At 72.3% G+C, this 19,119-nt stretch carries 18 protein-coding genes; 6 read left to right on the top strand and 12 right to left on the bottom strand.

Annotated features, from left to right (window positions below; translation table 11 throughout):
• Positions 1-85 precede the first annotated feature (85 nt).
• Positions 86-853, top strand: a complete 768-nt coding sequence (locus ACE4Q9_RS24125) for a hypothetical protein (RefSeq protein ID WP_397986318.1) — start codon at positions 86-88, stop codon at positions 851-853.
• Here the strand turns inward: ACE4Q9_RS24125 and ACE4Q9_RS24130 are convergent.
• From ACE4Q9_RS24130 to cobT, 3 genes are read right to left on the bottom strand one after another with little or no spacing between them, the layout of a single operon-like run.
• Complete coding sequence (locus ACE4Q9_RS24130) at positions 790-1,527, bottom strand: hypothetical protein (RefSeq protein WP_397986319.1); 738 nt, start codon at positions 1,525-1,527, stop codon at positions 790-792. The genes ACE4Q9_RS24125 and ACE4Q9_RS24130 overlap by 64 nt on opposite strands.
• 24 nt (positions 1,528-1,551) lie before the next feature.
• Entirely contained in the window at positions 1,552-3,348 is a 1,797-nt protein-coding gene (locus tag ACE4Q9_RS24135; protein WP_397986320.1) for a phosphatidylglycerol lysyltransferase domain-containing protein, read from the bottom strand.
• A 42-nt stretch (positions 3,349-3,390) separates the two neighbouring features.
• The gene (gene cobT / locus ACE4Q9_RS24140) at positions 3,391-4,521 is read right to left on the bottom strand and encodes a nicotinate-nucleotide--dimethylbenzimidazole phosphoribosyltransferase (RefSeq protein WP_397986321.1); all 1,131 of its coding nucleotides are present in this window, start codon (positions 4,519-4,521) and stop codon (positions 3,391-3,393) included.
• A 136-nt stretch (positions 4,522-4,657) separates the two neighbouring features.
• Between cobT and ACE4Q9_RS24145 the strand changes: the two genes are divergently transcribed.
• On the top strand, positions 4,658-5,182 hold the full coding sequence (locus ACE4Q9_RS24145; RefSeq protein WP_397986322.1) for a methyltransferase domain-containing protein: 525 nt from the start codon (positions 4,658-4,660) through the stop codon (positions 5,180-5,182).
• A gap of 23 nt (positions 5,183-5,205) precedes the next feature.
• Here the strand turns inward: ACE4Q9_RS24145 and ACE4Q9_RS24150 are convergent, their stop codons facing one another.
• Positions 5,206-6,408 carry a bifunctional adenosylcobinamide kinase/adenosylcobinamide-phosphate guanylyltransferase gene (locus ACE4Q9_RS24150; protein ID WP_397986323.1) on the bottom strand — a complete coding sequence of 401 codons (1,203 nt, stop codon included), beginning with the start codon at positions 6,406-6,408 and terminating at the stop codon, positions 5,206-5,208.
• Positions 6,409-6,488: 80 nt separating this feature from the next.
• Here ACE4Q9_RS24150 and ACE4Q9_RS24155 point away from each other — a divergent pair, with 80 nt between their 5' ends.
• Entirely contained in the window at positions 6,489-6,701 is a 213-nt protein-coding gene (locus ACE4Q9_RS24155; protein ID WP_285554065.1) for a hypothetical protein, read from the top strand.
• Between the two features lie 96 nt (positions 6,702-6,797).
• Here the strand turns inward: ACE4Q9_RS24155 and ACE4Q9_RS24160 are convergent, their stop codons facing one another.
• The 3 genes from ACE4Q9_RS24160 to ACE4Q9_RS24170 form a co-directional block, all read right to left on the bottom strand.
• Positions 6,798-7,880: a S1C family serine protease gene (locus ACE4Q9_RS24160; RefSeq protein WP_397986324.1), complete on the bottom strand. Its 1,083-nt coding sequence runs from the start codon at positions 7,878-7,880 to the stop codon at positions 6,798-6,800.
• Positions 7,881-7,998: 118 nt separating this feature from the next.
• Positions 7,999-8,700, bottom strand: coding sequence for a class I SAM-dependent methyltransferase (locus ACE4Q9_RS24165; RefSeq protein WP_397987315.1), 702 nt, complete (start codon positions 8,698-8,700; stop codon positions 7,999-8,001).
• Between the two features lie 83 nt (positions 8,701-8,783).
• Positions 8,784-9,407, bottom strand: a complete 624-nt coding sequence (locus ACE4Q9_RS24170; protein ID WP_397986325.1) for a DUF3043 domain-containing protein — start codon at positions 9,405-9,407, stop codon at positions 8,784-8,786.
• Positions 9,408-9,652: 245 nt separating this feature from the next.
• Between ACE4Q9_RS24170 and ACE4Q9_RS24175 the strand changes: the two genes are divergently transcribed.
• A complete protein-coding gene (locus ACE4Q9_RS24175; protein WP_397986326.1) occupies positions 9,653-10,444 on the top strand; it encodes a PspA/IM30 family protein in 792 nt (263 codons plus the stop codon).
• Positions 10,445-10,490: 46 nt separating this feature from the next.
• The gene (locus ACE4Q9_RS24180; RefSeq protein WP_397986327.1) at positions 10,491-10,769 is read left to right on the top strand and encodes a hypothetical protein; all 279 of its coding nucleotides are present in this window, start codon (positions 10,491-10,493) and stop codon (positions 10,767-10,769) included.
• A gap of 22 nt (positions 10,770-10,791) precedes the next feature.
• On the opposite strand, the gene ACE4Q9_RS24185 is transcribed toward ACE4Q9_RS24180, so the two are convergent.
• The 5 genes from ACE4Q9_RS24185 to nadA form a co-directional block, all read right to left on the bottom strand.
• Positions 10,792-11,637, bottom strand: coding sequence for an LLM class flavin-dependent oxidoreductase (locus ACE4Q9_RS24185; RefSeq protein WP_397986328.1), 846 nt, complete (start codon positions 11,635-11,637; stop codon positions 10,792-10,794).
• Between the two features lie 258 nt (positions 11,638-11,895).
• The gene (locus ACE4Q9_RS24190; RefSeq protein WP_397986329.1) at positions 11,896-14,997 is read right to left on the bottom strand and encodes an efflux RND transporter permease subunit; all 3,102 of its coding nucleotides are present in this window, start codon (positions 14,995-14,997) and stop codon (positions 11,896-11,898) included.
• Positions 14,998-15,224: 227 nt separating this feature from the next.
• Positions 15,225-15,899, bottom strand: a complete 675-nt coding sequence (locus ACE4Q9_RS24195; protein WP_397986330.1) for a response regulator — start codon at positions 15,897-15,899, stop codon at positions 15,225-15,227.
• On the bottom strand, positions 15,896-17,152 hold the full coding sequence (locus ACE4Q9_RS24200; RefSeq protein WP_397986331.1) for a sensor histidine kinase: 1,257 nt from the start codon (positions 17,150-17,152) through the stop codon (positions 15,896-15,898). The genes ACE4Q9_RS24195 and ACE4Q9_RS24200 overlap by 4 nt, the downstream gene beginning before the upstream one ends.
• A gap of 93 nt (positions 17,153-17,245) precedes the next feature.
• A complete protein-coding gene (gene nadA, locus ACE4Q9_RS24205) occupies positions 17,246-18,430 on the bottom strand; it encodes a quinolinate synthase NadA (RefSeq protein ID WP_397986332.1) in 1,185 nt (394 codons plus the stop codon).
• Between the two features lie 281 nt (positions 18,431-18,711).
• Between nadA and ACE4Q9_RS24210 the strand changes: the two genes are divergently transcribed.
• Entirely contained in the window at positions 18,712-19,068 is a 357-nt protein-coding gene (locus ACE4Q9_RS24210) for an iron-sulfur cluster assembly accessory protein (protein ID WP_046421274.1), read from the top strand.
• Positions 19,069-19,119 lie beyond the last annotated feature (51 nt).

The following is a 19,119-nucleotide window of genomic DNA, read 5'->3' on the forward strand; positions in this document are numbered from 1 at the left end:
AGGCTACCGGGCGACCGGGGGCCCGCCGCGGGCTACCCGCGACCGGGGCCCGCCGCGGGCCGGGCGCCGGGGATAAAGTGCGCACATGGGGCACTGGTGGATGCGGAACATCATCGAACCGGGCAAGCTTCCGCTGCTGCTCGCCCTCGCCGCCTTCCTGCTGACGTTCGTCGTCACACGGGTGATCACCCGTCTGATCCGGGCCGGCAAGGGTCCGTTCCGCAATGTCAGCGCGGGCGGGCTGCACATCCACCACGTGGTCCCCGGAGTGGTGCTCACCGTCGTCGGCGGCTTCGGCGCGGTCGCCAGCGACCGGCACGGCACCGGCGGGGCGCTCGCCGCCGTGGTGTTCGGGATCGGCGCGGGCCTCGTCCTGGACGAGTTCGCGCTGATCCTGCACCTGAACGACGTCTACTGGAGCGAGGAGGGCCGCAAGAGCGTCGAGGCCGTCGTGCTCACCGCCGCCCTGGTGGGGCTGCTGCTCTCCGGATTCGCGCCGTTCGGCGTCAACGACCTGAGCCAGGAGGAACTCGCCGACCGCGGCACCGTCATCGCCAATATCGCCGCCAACTTCCTGCTCTCCCTGGTCGCCCTGAGCAAGGGCAAGATCCGCACCGCGGTGTTCGGCGCGATCGTGCCCCTGGTCGCGCTGGTCGGCGCGCTCCGGCTGGCCCGCCCCGACTCCTTCTGGGCCCGCCGCTTCTACAGCCGCCGCCCCCGCGCCCGCGCGCGGGCCACCCTGCGCGCCTACCGCCACGACCGCCGCTGGACCCCCCGCAGCCGCGCCCTTCAGGACTGGATCGGCGGCAGGCCCGACCCCGGCCCGGCCCGGTTGCCCGACGGCCGCCGCTGAAGCAGACGCTGGGGGTGGTGCCGTACCGCCACCGCCAGGCAGAGCGAGCCCACCGCCATCAGCGCGGCCAGATGCTCCTTGCCCGCCAGGTTCTCCTTGGCCAGCACCTCCGCGACCATCGCGACGGTCACCGCGGCCGCCGTGGCGTACGCCCCGTGCCGCCAGGCCACGAACACCGCGAGACCCACCACGGCGGCCGACGGACCGGTGTCCACCACCTGCGCGTCCGTCCAGGGCAGCCCGAAGGGGGCGTGCGCGCCGAGGGTGATGCCCAGGCGCGCGTACAGGGTCCCGGCGAGGGTGGCGAGATACGCGATGCCGAGCGCCCGCCGCCAGCCCAGGCACAGCTCGGCGATCCCGAACACCAGCAGGACCTGCGCCAGCGCCCCCCACACCGGCAGGTCGAGGGCGGGCACGAACAGCGACAGGGGAGTGCGCAGCAGGCTCAGCCACAGCGGGTCCTCGGCCCGGACCGCGCCGAGGCCCTGCACCAGCCGGAAACCCCACGGCCGGTTCTGCGCGAACTGGAGCAGCGCGGTCAGGAGCACCGCCACCGCGGTCATCGGCAGCGCGGTCACCGGCATCGCCCACGGGCGCGGACCGCGCAGGGCTGCGCGCACGGTGCCGTACAGCGGCCCCCACTCGGCACGGGCCCAGCGGGCGAGCGATCCCATACGACATTCCCTACCTCGGTACGGTCAGCGGCGCGCGCCGAGCCGTCCTCGGTGCAGCCACCCGGGCAGTCCCGGCACTTCCAGGAAGCCCTCCGCGCGGGCCGAGGCGAGGCCGATGCGCGGCAGGTCCGCGCTTTTCTCGAAGCACAGGAACCGCGGCTCCCAGATGGGCCGGTACTTGGCGTTGGCGCGGTACAGCGACTCGATCTGCCACCAGCGGGAGAAGAAGCTGAGCAGCGAGCGCCACAGCCGCAGCACCGGTCCGGCGCCGAGCCGCGCCCCGCGTTCGAAGACCGAGCGGAACATCGCGAAGTTCAGCGACACCTGTGTGATCCCGATCTCCCCGGCGCGCCGCAGCAGTTCGATGACCATGAACTCCATCAGCCCGTTCTCGGCGTCGCGGTCGCGCCGCATCAGGTCCAGTGAGAGCCCGCCGGGACCCCACGGCACGAAGGACAGCAGCGCGCGCGGCCGGCCCTCGGCGTCCGTGCACTCCAGCATCACGCACCGGCCGTCCCGCGGGTCCCCGAGCCGCCCCAGCGCCATGCTGAACCCGCGCTCGGTCGCCCCGTCCCGCCAGTCGTCCGCGCGCTGCACCAGCAGCGCCATCTCGGCCGCCGGGATGTCCTCGTGGCGCCGCACGCGCACCTGGTACCCGGCCCGCCGCACCCGGTTGTACGCCTGCCGTACCGTGCGCATGGCCCGCCCCTCCAGGGTGAAGTCGGCGACCTCCACGATCGCCTCGTCCCCGAGCTCCAGCGCGTCCAGGCCGTGCCGGTGGTAGACGGTGCCCGCCTCCTCGCTCGCCCCCATCACCGCCGGGATCCAGCCGTGCGCCCGCGCCTCCTCCAGCCACGGCACGATCGCGCCGGGCCAGGCCTCCGGGTCGCCGAGCGGGTCCCCGGAGGCGAGGCTCACCCCGCCGATCACGCGGTAGGCGACGGCCGCCTTGCCGGTCGGCGACCAGATGACGCTCTTCTCCCGGCGCAGCGCGAAGTAGCCGAGCGAGTCCCGCTCGCCGTGCCGGTCCAGCAGCTCCCGCAGCCGCTTCTCGTCGTCCGCGGTGAGCGGGTCGACGGCGCGCCGGGAGCGGAAGGCGGCGTAGAACACGGCGAGGACCAGGGCCGTGCTGAGCACGTTGACGGTGACGTCGGCCCAGGTGGGCGGGGCGATGCCGGGGAAGTGGCGCTCGTCGGCGGAGACCGAGATCAGGCGCAGGGTGCCGTAGTGCCAGCGCTCCCAGAACGTCGAACGGGCCGCGTCCGGCGCCTGGTTGGTGACCGTCACCAGCAGCCCGGCCAGCAGGCTGGCGGCCAGCCCGCCGCCGACGGCGACGGTGGCCGCGAGCCGGGGGTTGGCGCGGTCGCCCTTCGCGTAGAACTCCCGCCGCCCCACCAGCAGCGCCCCGACGAACGCGGCCGTCAGCACCAGCGACACCCAGTTCTGCGCGTACCGGTGGATCTCCGGGAACGCCATGGCGAACGCGAACAGCGCGAGGAAGACGCCGCTGAGCACGAGGTTGAGGATCCAGGCCGCGCGCTTGCGGCGCCGCATCGTGATCGCCAGGAACGCGGTGAACACACCGGAGGCGAAGCCGGCGGTCAGCAGGTACGGGGTGAAGAAGTCGTCCTGGTTGTGCCGGCGCACGTCCTGGTACAGCGAGACCCACACCGCGCTGAGGAAGTTGACGAACGCGATGACCCGCAGATACCAGACGGCGAAGGCGGCGGCCCTGGAGGCCACCCCGCCCGACCGCCGCCCGACCTCACCTCCCCGCCCCGCCTCGACCCGCGACGGAACGGCAATCCGGGCATCTCCCATGGTGATGGATCATATGGGGGTTGCCCGAACGAACAGCGCTTATCAGCCGTTTGGGCCGGCTGTTTCCCGTCGGGGCCACCCCTGCGCGGTCTCCGGTCCTTCCCCGGTCTCCGGTTCCTTCTCGGTCTCCGGGCGTTCCGGCATCTGTGCGGCCAGTGCCGCCGCGGCCTGGACCAGGGGGAGGGCCAGCAGTCCGCCCAGGCCCTCGCCGGCCTTCACGCCCTGCCGGAGCAGCGGCTCCAGGGCCATCCGGTCCAGCGCCTTCGTCTGCCCCGGCTCCCCGCTGTCGTGCGCCGCCAGCCACCAGTCCGGCGCCCGGAACGCGACCCGCTGCGCCACCAGCGCGCACGCCGCGCCCACCACGCCGTCCAGGATCACCGGCAGCTTGCGCACCGCGCACTGGAGCAGGAACCCGGTCATCGCCGCGAGGTCCGCGCCGCCGACCGTCGCCAGCAGCTCCGCCTGGTCGCCGAGTACCGGCCGCGCCCGCCGCAGCGCGTCACGGATCGCCGCGCACTTGCGCATCCAGGCGAGGTCGTCGATCGCGACGCCGCCCCGCCCGGTCACCACCGACGCGTCGGTCCCGCACAGCGCCGCGATCAGCACCGCGGCCACGGTGGTGCCGCCCACGCTGAGGTCGCCGAGCACCACCAGGTCCGTACCCGAGTCGGCCTCCTCGTCGGCCACCGCGATACCGGCCCGCAGCGCGGCGTCCGCCTCCTCCTCGGTGAGCGCGTCCTCGATGTCGATACGACCGCTGCCGCGCCGCACCCGGTACCGCCCGACCTCCTCGGGGAAGTCGGCCGGATCGCAGTCCACGGCCATGTCCACGACCCGGACCGGCACCTGGAGCCGGCGCGCCAGCACCGCGGCGGGGCTCACGCCCTCCAGCACGTCCCGCACCAGCTCCCGCGTGCCGCCCGCGGGCCGCGCGGAGACGTCCCGCGCGGCGATGCCGTGGTCGCCGGCGAAGAGGATCAGCCGCGGCCGTTCGACGGTCCGCACCGGTACCGCGCCCTGCGCGGCGGCCAGCCACTCGCCCAGCTCGTCGAGCCGCCCCAGCGCCCCGGGCGGCACGATCTGGCGCTCCCGCCGGGCCTCGGCGTCACGGCGCACGCCCCCGTCCGGGCGCTCGATCAGATCGGTGAAGTCGTCCAGATCAATCCTGCTCATTCGCCGAACAGTACCGCCACCGGGCGAACGCTTCCGCGCCACATCGCCACCACGACCCGGCGATGTCGTTGCGTCCAAGATCGGCATCCCATACGTTCCGTTTTGCAGCGAAATGTCGCACAGGGAGCCGCCGTCCATGCCGCCCTCGCACCGCACACTGGAGCCTGACCTCCAACAAGGCTTCTACGAACACCAGTTGGCCCGGATCCGGCACCACCTCACCGCCCGCGCGCTGTCACGGCTCCCCGAACCGGAGAGCTGGCTGGACGTGGGCACGGGGGAGGGCCGCTTCCCCGAGGCGGCGAAGCGGTTCTTCCCCTACACGAGCTTCGACGGCGTCGACCCCACCGACCGGGTGGAGCGGGCGCTGGCGGAGGGCCGGGTGGAGGAGGCGTACCGGGGCGGCCTGCCGGACGTGGCGCCCCGCCTGCACTCCCGCTACGACGTGGTGAGCCTCCTCGGGCCGCCGACCGACCCGGCCGACCTCCGCTGCGCGTACCTGGTCCTGCGGCCCGGCGGCCACATCGTCCTGGGCGCGGGCTGGTCACCGACCGCCGCGGAGATCCCGCCTCGCACGCTGCTGACCGGCATTCACCGGATCCCGTTCCTCTCCCACCACAGAATCGTGGCCCGCAAGCCCACTGCGCCAGAACTGCCGTAACGACCCCCGCGCAGGGCACCTCCTCACCCCCGCAACACCACCGCCTGCCCCGCCACCACCAGCAGCACTTCCTCGCATTCCCCCGCGAACGCCGCGTTCAGCCGCCCCAGTTCGTCCCGGTAGCGCCGCCCCGACGCCGTCGCCGGCACGATCCCCGAGCCCACCTCGTTCGACACGGCCACCACCGTCCGCCGCGTACACCGCACCGCCTGTGTCAACTCCCGCACCCGCTCCCGCAGCGCCTTCTCACCCCCGCCCGCCCACTCCGCGTCGTCCCACGCCCCCACCGCGTCCATCGCGTCCGTCAGCCACAGCGACAGGCAGTCGATCAGCACCGGCGGCCCGTCCTCCGCGAGCACCGGCACCAGATCCGTCGTCTCGGACGTACGCCACGACCCCGGCCGCCGCTCCCGGTGCGTCGCCACCCGCGCCGCCCACTCCGTGTCCCCGCCCCGCGTCCCGCCCGTCGCCACGTACAGCACCTCGGGGAAGGACTCCAGCCGCCGCTCCGCCTCGACCGACTTCCCGGAGCGTGCCCCGCCGAGCACCAGCACCCGGCGCGGCACGTCCGGTACGTCCTCGTACGCGCCGACCACCAGCGTCGTACCGTCGGGCACCGCCCGCGCCCCCGCCGCCGCGAGCCGCCGCCGCAGCTCACGGCCGGGCGGCACATCGTGGTCGAGATGGACCGCGAGCACATCCGTCGTCGGCCCGAGCGAACCGACCGCCCGCAGCCGGGCCAGCGCGTCGGGCCGGCCCACGACGTCCGCGAGGACCATGTGGTACGACTCCGCCGTCGCCGCCTCCAGACCCGCCGGCGCCCCGCCCGGCGGCAGATACAGCAGCCGCTGTCCGTCCGGACCGGTCACCGCGTACCCCGTGCCGCCCGCGTCCATCGCCGCCGCCCGCACCCGATGCCCCGTCAGCAGCGTCAGCTCCCGCCCGTCCGGCACCCGCACCGGATGCGGCAGCCCGGCCGGCACCTCCACCGGCGGCCCGTCGTGCGGGTGGGACAGCAGCACCTGGCGCACCCCGCCGAGCGAGTGCCCGGCCCGCGCCGCCGCGAAGGCCGCGCCCGGCGTGAGGTCGAGCAGCAGCACGCCGTCCACCAGCAGCGCGGTGGCCGCCCGCGCGTCGGGACCCAGCGCCGTCGCGCAGGCGGCACAGGGGCAGTCGGGGCGGGGCAGGCCGGCGGGGGCGCCGGTACCGAGCAGAGTCACTTCCACGGAACGATTTTCGCCTGTCCGATCGGGTATTGCGCTTCCGTCTACTCTTCCAGCAGGTGTCGGATCACTAGGAGGCCCACATGACGGCATGGACGTGGCGGTTCGAGAAGGCCGACGGCACGGAGGTCCAGCCGGCCGTCCAGCCCGAGGAGTTCAGCACTCAGGGGGACGCCGAGTCCTGGGTGGGGGAGCACTGGCGGGCGCTGCTGGAGGGCGGCGCGGACCAGGTGCGGCTGTTCGAGGAGACCACCGAGATCTACGGCCCGATGAGCCTGCACGCCGACGCCTCCTGACTCGCGGTGAGGAGGGGTGCGCCCCGGGGCCCGGGGGCACCTGGACGGCCGTACCCCCGACGCCGTACTCCGGAAGGCCGTACCCCTCCTCACCCCTCACTGCTCGCCCAGCGTCACCTGCGCCGTCCGCCGCGCCCCGTCGCGCAGGTACGTCACCGTCGTCCGCTGGCCCGGCTTGTCCGCGGCCAGGGCCTCCTGGAGCGAGGTGATGGTGGTGATGGGCTGGTCGCCGACCCTGGTGATGATGTCGCCGGTGCGCAGCCCCGCCCGCGCCGCGGGGCCCCCGCTGTGGACGCTCGCGAGGGCGACCCCGGCCGGCTGGAGGCGGTCGTCCACCACGGTCCGCCCGGTGATGCCGAGCGCGGCCCGGCCCGAATCCACGACCCGGCCCTCGCGCACGATCTGACCGGCGATGGTCCGCGCCATGGACGCCGGGATGGCGAAGCCGATCCCGGCCGCCGCGCTGCCCAGGTTAGGGTCGGCCGCGGCCAGCGTCGGGATGCCGACGACCTGCCCGTCCAGGTTGACCAGGGCGCCGCCGCTGTTGCCCGGATTGATGGCCGCCGAGGTCTGCACCATGTTGGCGATGGTGGCGCCCGTGCCGCCGCCGCCGCTGCCCTCGCTGACGGTCCGTCCGGTCGCCGAGACGATCCCCTGGGTGACGCTGGACGACAGTCCGAGCGGCGAGCCCATCGCCAGCACGATCTGGCCGACCTCCACCTTCTCGGAGTCCCCGAACACCGCGGGCTTCAGCCCGTCCGGCACCCGGTCCAGCTTGATCACGGCGAGGTCCTGCTGGGGGTAGGAGTAGACCAGGCTCGCGGTGAGCGGCTCCTCGTTGCCCGCCGTGGTCACCCGGAAGGTCTTCTCGTCGCCGACCACGTGCGCGTTGGTGACGATGTGCCCCCGGTCGTCGTACACGATCCCGGAGCCCAGATCACGGCTCGCCTCGATCTGCACCACCGAGGGCAGCACCTGCCTGATCACCCGCTGGTACGCGCTCTGGAGATCGCCCGCCGCCATCGGCACGGCCACCGGGCTCGCCGTCGCCGCGTCCGGCCGCCCCGCGCTCGGGACGCCGGGGCCCTCGCAGCCCGCGGTGAGCACCGCGCAGCACAGCAGGACGACGGCCGTCAGGAGGCGGCGTGTGAAGGGGGTGCGGGGAGCGGAAGCGGCCATGTACCGAGTCTGGCCGCGCGCCGATCGGCGGGCCCGCCGTGTTGCCCCGATCGGGCTTTGGGCCGTACGCCCACGGGATGGTCGCCCCGATCGGGCTCGGCGCCGTACGCCCCCGGATTCAGCCCCGTACTCCGCACAGATGCAGCAGCGCCGCGACGCCCCGGTAGGGGTCCGTGCGGCCCGCCCGCTCCTCGGCCGCGAGCAGCGTCTCCAGGTCGTACGGCAGCGGCGCGTCGTCCGCCGCCAGGTCCGTGAAGACCCGCACGCCGTACCAGGCGTGCAGCGGGGCGGCGATGCCGGCGAGGGTGGCGGTCAGCTCGGACAGCCGGTCGGCCCGCACGTTGAGGCCGAGGCGGTTGGTGTAGGCGGTGGTGTCGAAGGCGGCCAGCGCGCCCGCCGCGTCACCGGCGAGACCGGGCCGCATGGCGAGCGCGTCGCCGTTGCGCACCAGCAGCGAGAGCAGCCCGCCCGGCGCCAGCACCCGCGCGAGACCCGCCACCAGGGGATCGGGCTCGGCGACGTACATCAGCACGCCGTGGCAGAGCACCAGGTCGAAGCTGCCGGGCAGGAAGTGCACCCCGGTGTCCCGTGCGTCGCCCTGTACCAGACGCACCCGCTCCCGGATGCCCACCGGCTCCCGGTCCAGCGCCTCGCGCGCCGCCGCGACCATCACCGGGTCCTGCTCGACCCCGGTCACCTGATGGCCCAGGCGGGCCAGGCGCAGGGCCTGGGTGCCCTGCCCGATCCCCACGTCGAGCACCCGCAGCCGCTGCCCGACCGGGAACCGCCCGGCTATCTGCTCGTCGAGCTGCCGCGCCACCAGTTCCTGGCGTACGACATTCCGGAGCCCGCCCACCTTGTCCAGCCAGGAGTGCGCCGCACCCCCGGTGAAAGCGTCTGCGCTCAGGGCCGCTCTCCGCGCTTGACCTGCGGCTTCGGCAGCCGGAGCCGGCGCATCTGGAGCGAGCGCATCAGCGCGTAGGCCACCGCGCCGCGCGTGTTGCCGTCCGGGAAGCGCTCCTTGAGCCGCTTCTTCAGCCGCAGACCGCTGACGGCGGCGTCCACCACGATCAGGACGATCACCAGGGCCCACAGCAGCAGCGCGATGTTCTGGATCGAGGGCACCCGCACCACGCTGAGCACGAGGATCACGATCGCCAGCGGCAGGAAGAACTCCGCCACGTTGAACCGCGAGTCCACCCAGTCACGGGCGAACCTGCGGACCGGGCCCTTGTCGCGGGCCGGCAGATAACGCTCGTCACCGCTGGCCAGCGCCTCGCGCTGCTTCTGGAGCGCGAGGCGGCGCTCCTCGCGCTGGCGCTTGGTGGCGTCCTTGCGCGTCGTCGGGGTATTGGCGACGCTGCGGCGCTGGGACTGGGCCTCACTGCGCTTGGGCGTGGGCCTGCCCTTGGGGGCCTGGGGGTCACGGGGCTGCTTGGAGAAGTTCACCGGCTTGTCGGCCTGGGACTTCTCTTCCTTGGCACGGCTACGGAACACAAAGACCAAGGGTAAGGGCATCCGGGGCATGGACCGCCGCCCGGCCGGGAACGATCCGGCAACGCCGCGCGTCTGTACGACGCAGAGGGGGCGTTCTCACGGGTCGAGGTGAGGGGCGGCCTCCTCCCTGCGCCGGAGCGGTACTCTCCGCAGTCGTTCTCGGGGATGAGCGCATCACGCCCCGGACAGTGCGGTAATGGAGGCAGGGCCCGTACTGTGGGTCTTGTCGCAGGATCGGTGAGCTGGAGTCCGTCAGAAGGGGGCGCGCGAAGCCCATGAGCGGTGTCATGAAGCGTATGGGGATGATCTTCCGCGCGAAAGCGAACAAGGCCCTTGACCGGGCCGAGGACCCGCGCGAGACCCTCGATTACTCGTACCAGAAGCAGCTGGAGCTGCTCCAGAAGGTGCGCCGCGGGGTCGCCGACGTGGCGACCAGCCGCAAGCGCCTGGAGCTCCAGCTCAACCAGCTCCAGCAGCAGTCCGGGAAGCTGGAGGACCAGGGCCGCAAGGCGCTCGCGCTGGGCCGCGAGGATCTGGCCCGCGAGGCGCTGTCCCGGCGCGCCGCGCTCCAGCAGCAGGTGACCGACCTGGAGACCCAGCACGCCACCCTCCAAGGCGAGGAGGAGAAGCTCACCCTGGCGGCCCAGCGCCTCCAGGCCAAGGTGGACGCCTTCCGTACGAAGAAGGAGACCATCAAGGCCACCTACACCGCCGCCCAGGCCCAGACCCGCATCGGCGAGGCGTTCACCGGCATCTCCGAGGAGATGGGCGACGTCGGTCTCGCGATCCAGCGGGCCGAGGACAAGACGCAGCAGCTCCAGGCGCGCGCCGGCGCGATCGACGAGCTGCTCGCCTCCGGCGCCCTGGACGACCCGAGCGGCATGGCCAAGGACGACATCGCGGCCGAGCTGGACCGGCTCTCCGGTGGTAGTGATGTAGAGCTGGAGCTTCAGCGCATGAAGGCCGAGCTGGCCGGAGGCAGCCAGCAGCAGGCCATCGAGGGCGGTGCCGGACAGGGGCAGCCCCAGCAGCAGCCGCAGGACACCCCGCGCTTCGACAAGCAGTAGCAAGCGGTGGCGGGGTGCCGCCGGGAGACGAGCCGAGGAGGCCGACGTGATCGTACGGATCATGGGGGAGGGCCAGGTCAGGCTGGACGACTCCCACTTCGCCGAGCTGAACAGGCTGGACGACGAACTGCTGGCCGAGACGGAGAGCGGTGACGAGGAGGGCTTCCGGCGCACGCTGGGCGCCCTCCTCGCCGCGGTCCGCCGCCTCGGCACCCCCCTCGCGGACGACGAACTCCAGCCCTCCGACCTGATCCTCCCCTCCCCGGACGCCTCCCTCCCCGAGGTCCGCGCCCTGCTCGGCGAAGACGGCCTGATCCCTGACTGAACCGGGCCCCGACGGGGCCCCGTTACAGGACGTCGGCGAGGCGGTCCACCTGGTCCGGGTCGAGGCCGTGGCAGTAGAGCATGACCTCGTCGGCACCGAGGTCCGCGAAGCCGGCGATCGCCTCGCGGATCCCGGCCGGCGTGGTGAGCATCCCGGCCGTCATCCGGTCGGCCATGCCGGTGAACGCGTAGTACGCGTGCATGGCGGCTCGGGCGTCGTCGACCACCTCCGCGGGGCCGAGCGCGACGTTGACCTGCGCGACGATGCGCGGTTCGCCGGTGCGGCCGTACTCCTCCCAGAACCTGCGGGCGGTGTCGAACAGGCCGCCCGCCCAGGAGGGCGCCGCGGCGGCGAGGAAGCCGTCACCCCAACGCCCGACGCGTTCGATCGCGGCGGGCTTGAAGCCGCCGAAAAGCACCTCGGGGCCGCCGGGCCGGGCGGGCGCGGGACCGATCGGACCGACGCCGTCTCCGTACGGCTCGCCGGACCACAGGCGGCGCATGACCGCCATCTGCTCGTCGAGGCGCCGGCCTCGGGTGCGCTTGTCGACGCCCGCGGCCTGATGGTCGTCGTCCCGGCCGCCGACGCCCAGACCGAGGACCAGGCGGCCTCCGGTCATCCGGTCCAGGGTGGCGGTCTGCTTGGCGAGGAGGGCGGTGTCGCGCAGGGGAGCGAGCAGCACCTCGGTCTGGACGCGGACGCGGGAGGTGGCACCCGCGAGGACGGCGAGCGCGACCAGGGGTTCGGGGTTGTCGTAGACAAGCCGGTCGAGCAGGCCGAGCGTGCTGAACGGCCCGTCGTCGGCGCGCTGCGCCCAGGTGAGCAGGGTGGCGGGGTCGGCGATGGGCAGGCCGATACCGACGTTCATGGCGGAGACCTCCGAAGGGAAGGGTCGACAAAAACTGCTGCCGCCCCTCCGGCACCTCGGCGAGGTGGGACGTGCCCGCTCTGCGGCGTGCTTCCGGGGAACGTCTCGTGAAGTGATCTCACCTTAGGGCGACGCCGTTCGGCGGGACAAGCGGATTCCGGCCGGCCGGAACGCGAGGCGACCGGCTCCGCAAGCCGGAGAAAGCCCGCAGGGGCACCTCCACGACTCGGAGATGCCCCTCTTGGGATGCGGACCCTGTCAGACGCGGGCCAGGTCCGGTTCGGCCGGGGTCGGCGGCTGGTGCTTGGCCGACTTCTTCTTCGCGCGGCGTTCCTTGCGGAGCTCCAGCATCGCGTAGAGGGTCGGCACCAGCAGGAGCGTCAGCAGCGTGGACGTGATCAGGCCGCCGATCACCACGACCGCCAGCGGCTGGGCGATGAAGCCGCCCTCGCCCGTGACGCCCAGGGCCATCGGCAGCAGCGCGAAGATCGTGGCCAGGGCCGTCATCAGGATGGGACGCAGCCGGTGCCGGCCACCCTCGATCACGGCCTCGACCACGCCGTACCCCTGAGCCCGGTACTGGTTGATCAGGTCGATCAGCACGATCGCGTTCGTCACCACGATGCCGATCAGCATCAGCATGCCGATCATCGCCGGGACACCCATCGGCGTCCCCGTGACGACCAGCAGCCCGAGCGCGCCCGTCGCCGCGAACGGGATGGACACCAGCAGGATCAGCGGCTGGGCCAGCGAGCGGAACGTCGCGACCAGCAGCATGAAGACGATCGCGATCGCGGCCAGCATCGCGAGGCCGAGGTTCTTGAAGGCGTCGTTCTGGTCGGACGTCACCCCGCCGATCTGCGCCTCGGCACCCGCCGGCAGCTTCAGGGCCTTGATCTTCGACTGGAGCCGGGTGCTGACCGCACCCGTGTTGTCCCCGGTCGGCTTCGCCGTGATCGTCGCGGCCCGCTGGCCGTCGATCCGGGTCAGCGAGACCGGCCCGTCCACCAGCTTCACCGTGGCGATGTCCCCGAGCCTGACCGGCCCGAGCCGCAGGTTCTTCAGCTGCGCCACCGTCGTCGCGGGCTTGGCCGACTTGATGACGACGTCGCGCTCGGTGTCGTCGAGCGTCGCCTTCGCCGCCGTCGTACCGCGCACCGCCTGCGCCACCGCCGCGCCGAGCTTCTGGTTGTCGAAACCGGCCGCGGCCGCCTTGGCGTTGGCCGTCACGGAGATCCGCGGCACGCTGGTGGACAGGTCGCTGGTGACGTCGGTGACGCCGTCCAGACCGGCCACCGTGGAGCGGACCTGCTCGGCCGCCGTACGCAGGGCCGCCGGGTCCGCGGACTTCACCACGACGCTGAGGTTCTGGCTGCCGAAGCCGTCACCGGCCGACACCGTGGTCGTCCCGATGCCCTTGAGGTCCTTCAGCCCGCTCTCCAGGTGCCGCTGCACACTGTCGTACGACTTCGAGTCCTTCAGCATCACCTGGTACGACGCCTGGTTGGTGTCCGTGCCGCCGCCGAAGGCCGCCATGAAGCCGGAGGAACCGACGGTGACCTGGTAGTCCTTGACGCCCTCGGTGGAGGCGAGGAGCTTCTCCACCCGCTTCGCCTGCGCGTCGGTCGCCGCCAGGCTGGTGCCGGGCTTCAGCTCCTGCTTGATCGTGATGACCTCCTGCTCGCCCTGGTCGAAGAAGTTCGTCTTGAGCAGTCCGGACATGCCGAACGTGACGACCAGGACGACGATCGCGATCAGCACACTGGTGAGACGGCGGCGCGTCGCGAACCGCAGCACCGGCACATAGGCGCGCTGCAGACGGCTGTTGCTCTCCCTCTCCTCGGCCTTGCGGCGGGCCTGAGCCGCGTCCTCGGGGGTGCCCTTGGGGGCGCGCAGGAACCAGTAGGACAGGACGGGTACGACGGTCAGCGAGACCAGCAGCGAGGCCAGCAGGGCCGCCGTGACCGTGATGCTGAAGGAGCCGAACAGCGCGCCCACCATGCCGCCGACCAGGCCGATCGGCAGGAACACCGCGACCGTGGTGAGGGTGGAGGAGGTGACCGCGCCGGCCACCTCGCGCACCGCCTCGATGATCGCCGACCGGCGCTCCTCGCCGTAGCCCAGGTGCCGCTTGATGTTCTCCAGGACCACGATCGAGTCGTCCACCACCCGGCCGATGGCGATGGTCAGCGCGCCGAGCGTGAGCATGTTCAGGGACAGGCCGCCGACCCACAGCACGATCAGCGCGAGGACGACGGACAGCGGGATGGAGACCGCGGTGACCAGCGTCGAGCGCAGCGACGCCAGGAAGAGGAGGATGACCAGCACCGCGAAGAGGAGGCCGAGCGCGCCCTCGGTGGTCAGGCCCTTGATGGACTTGGAGACGGCCGGACCCTGATCGCTGACGACGGTCAGCTTCGCGCCGGTGCCGAGCTGCGCGCGCAGTCCGGGCAGCTTGTCCTTGACCGCCTTGGAGATGGTCACGGCGCTGCCGTCGTGGTCCATGGTCACGTTGACGGCGAGGCTGGGCCTGCCGTCGGTGCGGGTGAGGGAGTCGGCCGGGGCCGGCTGCTCCTTGACGGTGGCCACATCACCGAGGCGTACGGCCTTGTGGGCGCCCGCGCCGGTGACGGGCAGGTCCCTGAGCTGCGCCAGCGTGGTGAAGCCGCCGCCGACCTGGACGGTGCGGTTGGCGCCGTTCTCGTCGAAGGAGCCGGCCGGGACGCTCGCGCCGCCCGCCTGGAGCGCCTGGGCGAGGGCGGCGGGGGTGAGGCCGTCCCGCGCCAGCTCGGCGTTGTCGGGGGTGACGGTGACCTGGAGGTCGCGGACGCCGGTGACCTGGACGCGGCCGACGCCGTCGATGTCCTTCAGCGCCGGTACGACCGTCTTGTCGAGCTGGTCGGCGAGCGCCTGCTGGTCCTTGTCGGAGGTGGCGGCGAGCACCACGGTCGGCATGTCGTCGGTGGAACCGGAGATCACCTGCGGATCGACCCCGGCCGGCAGCTGGTTGCGGGCCCGGTTCACGGCCTGCTGCACATCGGCGACGATCTGCTTGGTGTCGTTGCCGTAGTCGAAGGACGCCATGATCACGGCGTTGCCCTCGCCCGCGGTGGAGGTGACCGAGGTGACGCCGTCGACGCCCTGGAGGCCGTCCTCGATCGGCTCGACGACCTGCTTCTCGACCGCGTCGGGCGCGGCGCCCTGGTACGGCGCGATCACCGACACCATGGGCAGGTCGATGGTAGGCAGCAGCTGCTGTTTGATCTGGGGTATCGCGATCGCGCCGAAGACCAGGGCGACGATCGAGACCAGGCCGATGAGGGCCCGCTGGGCGAGGCTGAATCTGGACAGCCAGGACATGGGTGTGGGTCTCTCTTCTGTGAGCGGCAGAAGCGCTTCCGTTCACGGAGGACACAAAGGAAGCGGCAGGACAGCGAGGGCGGGACGCCGGTGGGCGTCCACCCCACCACCACCCTCGGCCATCGGGGAGACCCGGCCCGTAGGCCGCAGGTCCCGTTTCCTTACCCCGCTCCTACTCCGCGCGCAGTACTGGAGGGTGGAGACGCACGGCGGTACGCGGGTGGAGATCAGTCCACCCGCGGCCGGACCAGCCCGGACTCGTACGCGATGACCACGAGCTGTGCCCGGTCGCGGGCGCCGAGCTTGGCCATGGCCCGGTTGACGTGCGTCTTCACCGTCAGCGGGCTGACCGCGAGGCGTTCGGCGATCTCGTCGTTGGAGTGCCCGCCGGCGACCTGGACGAGGACCTCGCGCTCGCGGACGGTGAGCGTGCCGAGCCGCTCGGAGCCGGCGGGCGCGTGGCCGTCGTCGCCCTGGGCGAGGAAGCGGGCGATCAGACCCTTGGTGGCGGCCGGGGAGAGCAGGGCGTCGCCGGCCGCGGCGATCCGGATGGCGCTCAGCAGTTCCTCGGGTTCGCTGCCCTTGCCGAGGAAGCCGGAGGCGCCGGCGCGCAGCGACTGGACGACGTAGTCGTCCACCTCGAAGGTGGTCAGGATGACCACGTGGACGTGCGCCAGCTCGGCGTCCTCGCTGATCAGGCGGGTGGCGGCGAGTCCGTCGGTGCCGGGCATGCGGATGTCCATGAGGACGACGTCGGGGCGCCGCTCCCTGGCCAGCAGGACCGCCTGTGCGCCGTCGGACGCCTCGCCCACCACCTCCATGTCCGGCTCGGAGTCGACCAGCACCCGGAACGCGCTGCGCAGCAGGGCCTGGTCGTCGGCGAGCAGGACACGGATGGTCATACGGGCTCCCCCGGTGCCGTCGTACGGCCGTCGATGCGGGTGTCGGTGGTGCTGACCGGCAGGATCGCATGGACGCGGAAGCCGCCGCCGTAGCGGGGGCCGGTGGTGAGGGTGCCGCCGAGGGCGCTGACGCGCTCGCGCATGCCGAGGAGTCCGTGCCCCCCACCGGACTCGGGGGCGCGTTCGGGGTTTCCGGCATGGCTGCCGGTGCCGTCGTCCACGACCATGATCTCGATGTCTCCTCCCACGCGTACGACGCTCACCTCGGCGCGCGCGCCCGCGCCCGCGTGTTTGCGGACGTTGGTCAGCGCCTCCTGGACGATCCGGTAGGCCGCGAGGTCCACGGCCGCCGGGAGCCGGATGCCCTGGTCGGCACGGGCTACCTGCACGGGCAGCCCGGCGCTGCGGAAGGTGCCGGCCAACTCGTCGAGGAGGCTGAGGCCGGGGGCGGGTTCGGTGGGGGCCTCCGGGTCGCCGGACTGGCGCAGCAGACCGACGGTGGCGCGCAGCTCGTTGAGCGCGCTGCGGCTGGCCTCGCGGACGTGGGCGAGGGCCTCCTTGGCCTGGTCGGGGCGCTTGTCCATGACGTGCGCGGCGACGCCGGCCTGCACATTGACCAGGGCGATGTGGTGGGCGACGACGTCGTGCAGGTCGCGGGCGATGCGCAGGCGCTCCTCGGCGACCCTGCGACGGGCCTCCTCCTCCCGCGTGCGCTCGGCGCGTTCGGCGCGTTCCCGGATGGCCCGCACCACGGCTCTACGACTGCGGACCGCGTCCCCCGCGGTGGCACCGATGCCGGTCCAGGCGAGGACGCCCAGGTTCTCCTGCGCGTACCAGGGCAGCGGGCCGGCGAGCATCGCGGCGCCGGTCAGCACGGTCATGGTGAGCAGGCCGACGCGGAAGGTGGTGGTGCGGTCGGTGGTGGCGGCGACGGTGAAGAGGGCGACGACGGCGGACATCGTGACGGGCGCACGCGGATCCCCGGTGACGCACTCCACGACGGAGAGGGTGCCGGTGAGGGCGAGCACGGTACGGGGGGCACGCCGCCGGAAGACGAGCGCGACGGCGGCGAGCAGCATGAGCAGCAGACTGAGAGCGGCGGGCGCCCGGACCCCCCAGCTGATGCCGTCACCATCCTGCGGAGCGGCGAAGGACCCGGCGACCATACAGACGAGAACGGCCGCGGCGAGCGCCGCGTCGAGCGCGAGCGGATGCGCCTTGAGCTCGCAACGAGCGCGTTCGAGAGTGCCCACGAGAGGAACAGTACGACGCCCCAACGTGGGGGCCGGTACGAACGACGACGCCCCGCCCCCGAGACCAGGGGCAGGGCGTCGTACCGTCCGCGGCTACGGCAGTGCCAGCATCCGTTCCAGCGCCAGCTTCGCGAAGGATTCCGTCTCCTTGTCGACCTGGATCTGGTTGACCAGGTTGCCCTCGGCGAGGGATTCCAGGGTCCAGACCAGGTGGGGAAGGTCGATGCGGTTCATGGTGGAGCAGAAGCAGACCGTGCGGTCGAGGAAGACGATCTCCTTGCCCTCGGGGGCGAAGCGGTTGGCGAGGCGCCGGACCAGGTTCAGCTCCGTGCCGATCGCCCACTTGGAGCCGGCGGGGGCCGCCTCCAGCGCCTTGATGATGTACTCGGTCGAGCCGACGTAGTCCGCCGCGGCCACGACCTCGTGCTTGCACTCCGGGTGGACCAGCACGTTCACGCCGGGGATGCGGGCGCGCACATCGTTGACCGAGTCGAGGCTGAAGCGGCCGTGCACCGAGCAGTGGCCGCGCCAAAGGATCATCTTCGCGGCGCGCAGCTCGTCCGCCGTCAGGCCGCCGTTCGGCTTGTGCGGGTTGTAGACGACGCAGTCCTGAAGGGACATGCCCATGTCCCGCACCGCGGTGTTGCGGCCGAGGTGCTGGTCGGGCAGGAAGAGGACCTTCTCACCCTGCTCGAACGCCCAGTCCAGCGCCCGCTTGGCGTTGGAGGACGTGCAGATGGTGCCGCCGTGCTTGCCGGTGAACGCCTTGATGTCGGCCGAGGAGTTCATGTACGACACCGGGACGACCTGCTCGGCTATCCCGGCCTCGGTCAGCACGTCCCAGCACTCCGCGACCTGCTCCGCCGTCGCCATGTCGGCCATGGAGCAGCCGGCCGCCAGGTCGGGCAGGACGACCTTCTGGTCGTCGGAGGTGAGGATGTCCGCCGACTCGGCCATGAAGTGCACACCGCAGAACACGATGTACTCGGCCTCCGGGCGCGCGGCCGCGTCGCGGGCCAGCTTGAAGGAGTCGCCCGTGACATCGGCGAACTGGATCACCTCGTCACGCTGGTAGTGGTGACCGAGCACGAACACCTTGTCGCCGAGCTTCTCCTTGGCGGCGCGGGCGCGCTCGACCAGGGCGGGGTCGGACGGCGAGGGCAGATCGCCGGGGCACTCGACACCCCGCTCACTCTTGGGATCGGCCTCGCGGCCGAGCAGCAACAGGGCGAGCGGAGTCGGCTGGACGTCGAGCTCCGGGGTCTGGGCGGTGGTCACGGCACGCACCCTTTCTATTTCTCGTCTATCTGACGTTATCTATCATAAACGCTTCACGTCAGTTTGACGATGGCCATAGTGTCCATGTGACGTGAATCCCGGCCCGCCGTACGGGTCACGGATCCCCCCACGGGACGCTGTGCGCCTTCGCGCGCGTATGCGAGCATGAAGGGGCAGAAAGCAAAATCGCGACCACGTGACGCCCGGCCCGGAATGAATCCGCGGAAGCGCCGGTTGCACTCGTCGGCAAGCAGTCTCCGTACAACCCGGGAGAGATGTAGATGTCCGTATCGGACGAGACCACAACCGTCAGCGACGGCATCATCCTGACCGACGCCGCCGCGGCCAAGGTCAAGGCCCTGCTCGACCAGGAAGGCCGTGACGACCTCGCGCTGCGCGTCGCCGTTCAGCCCGGCGGCTGCTCCGGTCTGCGGTACCAGCTGTTCTTCGACGAGCGCTCGCTCGACGGCGACGTGGAGAAGGACTTCGGCGGGGTCAAGGTCGTCACCGACCGCATGAGCGCCCCGTACCTGGGCGGCGCCACCGTCGACTTCGTGGACACGATCGAGAAGCAGGGCTTCACGATCGACAACCCGAACGCGACCGGCTCCTGCGCCTGCGGTGACTCCTTCAGCTGAGCCGTCGCTCACGCGGAGAGAGCAGGAACAGAAGACATGAGGCGGCGAGCC

Source organism: Streptomyces sp. AM6-12 (assembly GCF_044327085.1).
Classification (GTDB): domain Bacteria; phylum Actinomycetota; class Actinomycetes; order Streptomycetales; family Streptomycetaceae; genus Streptomyces.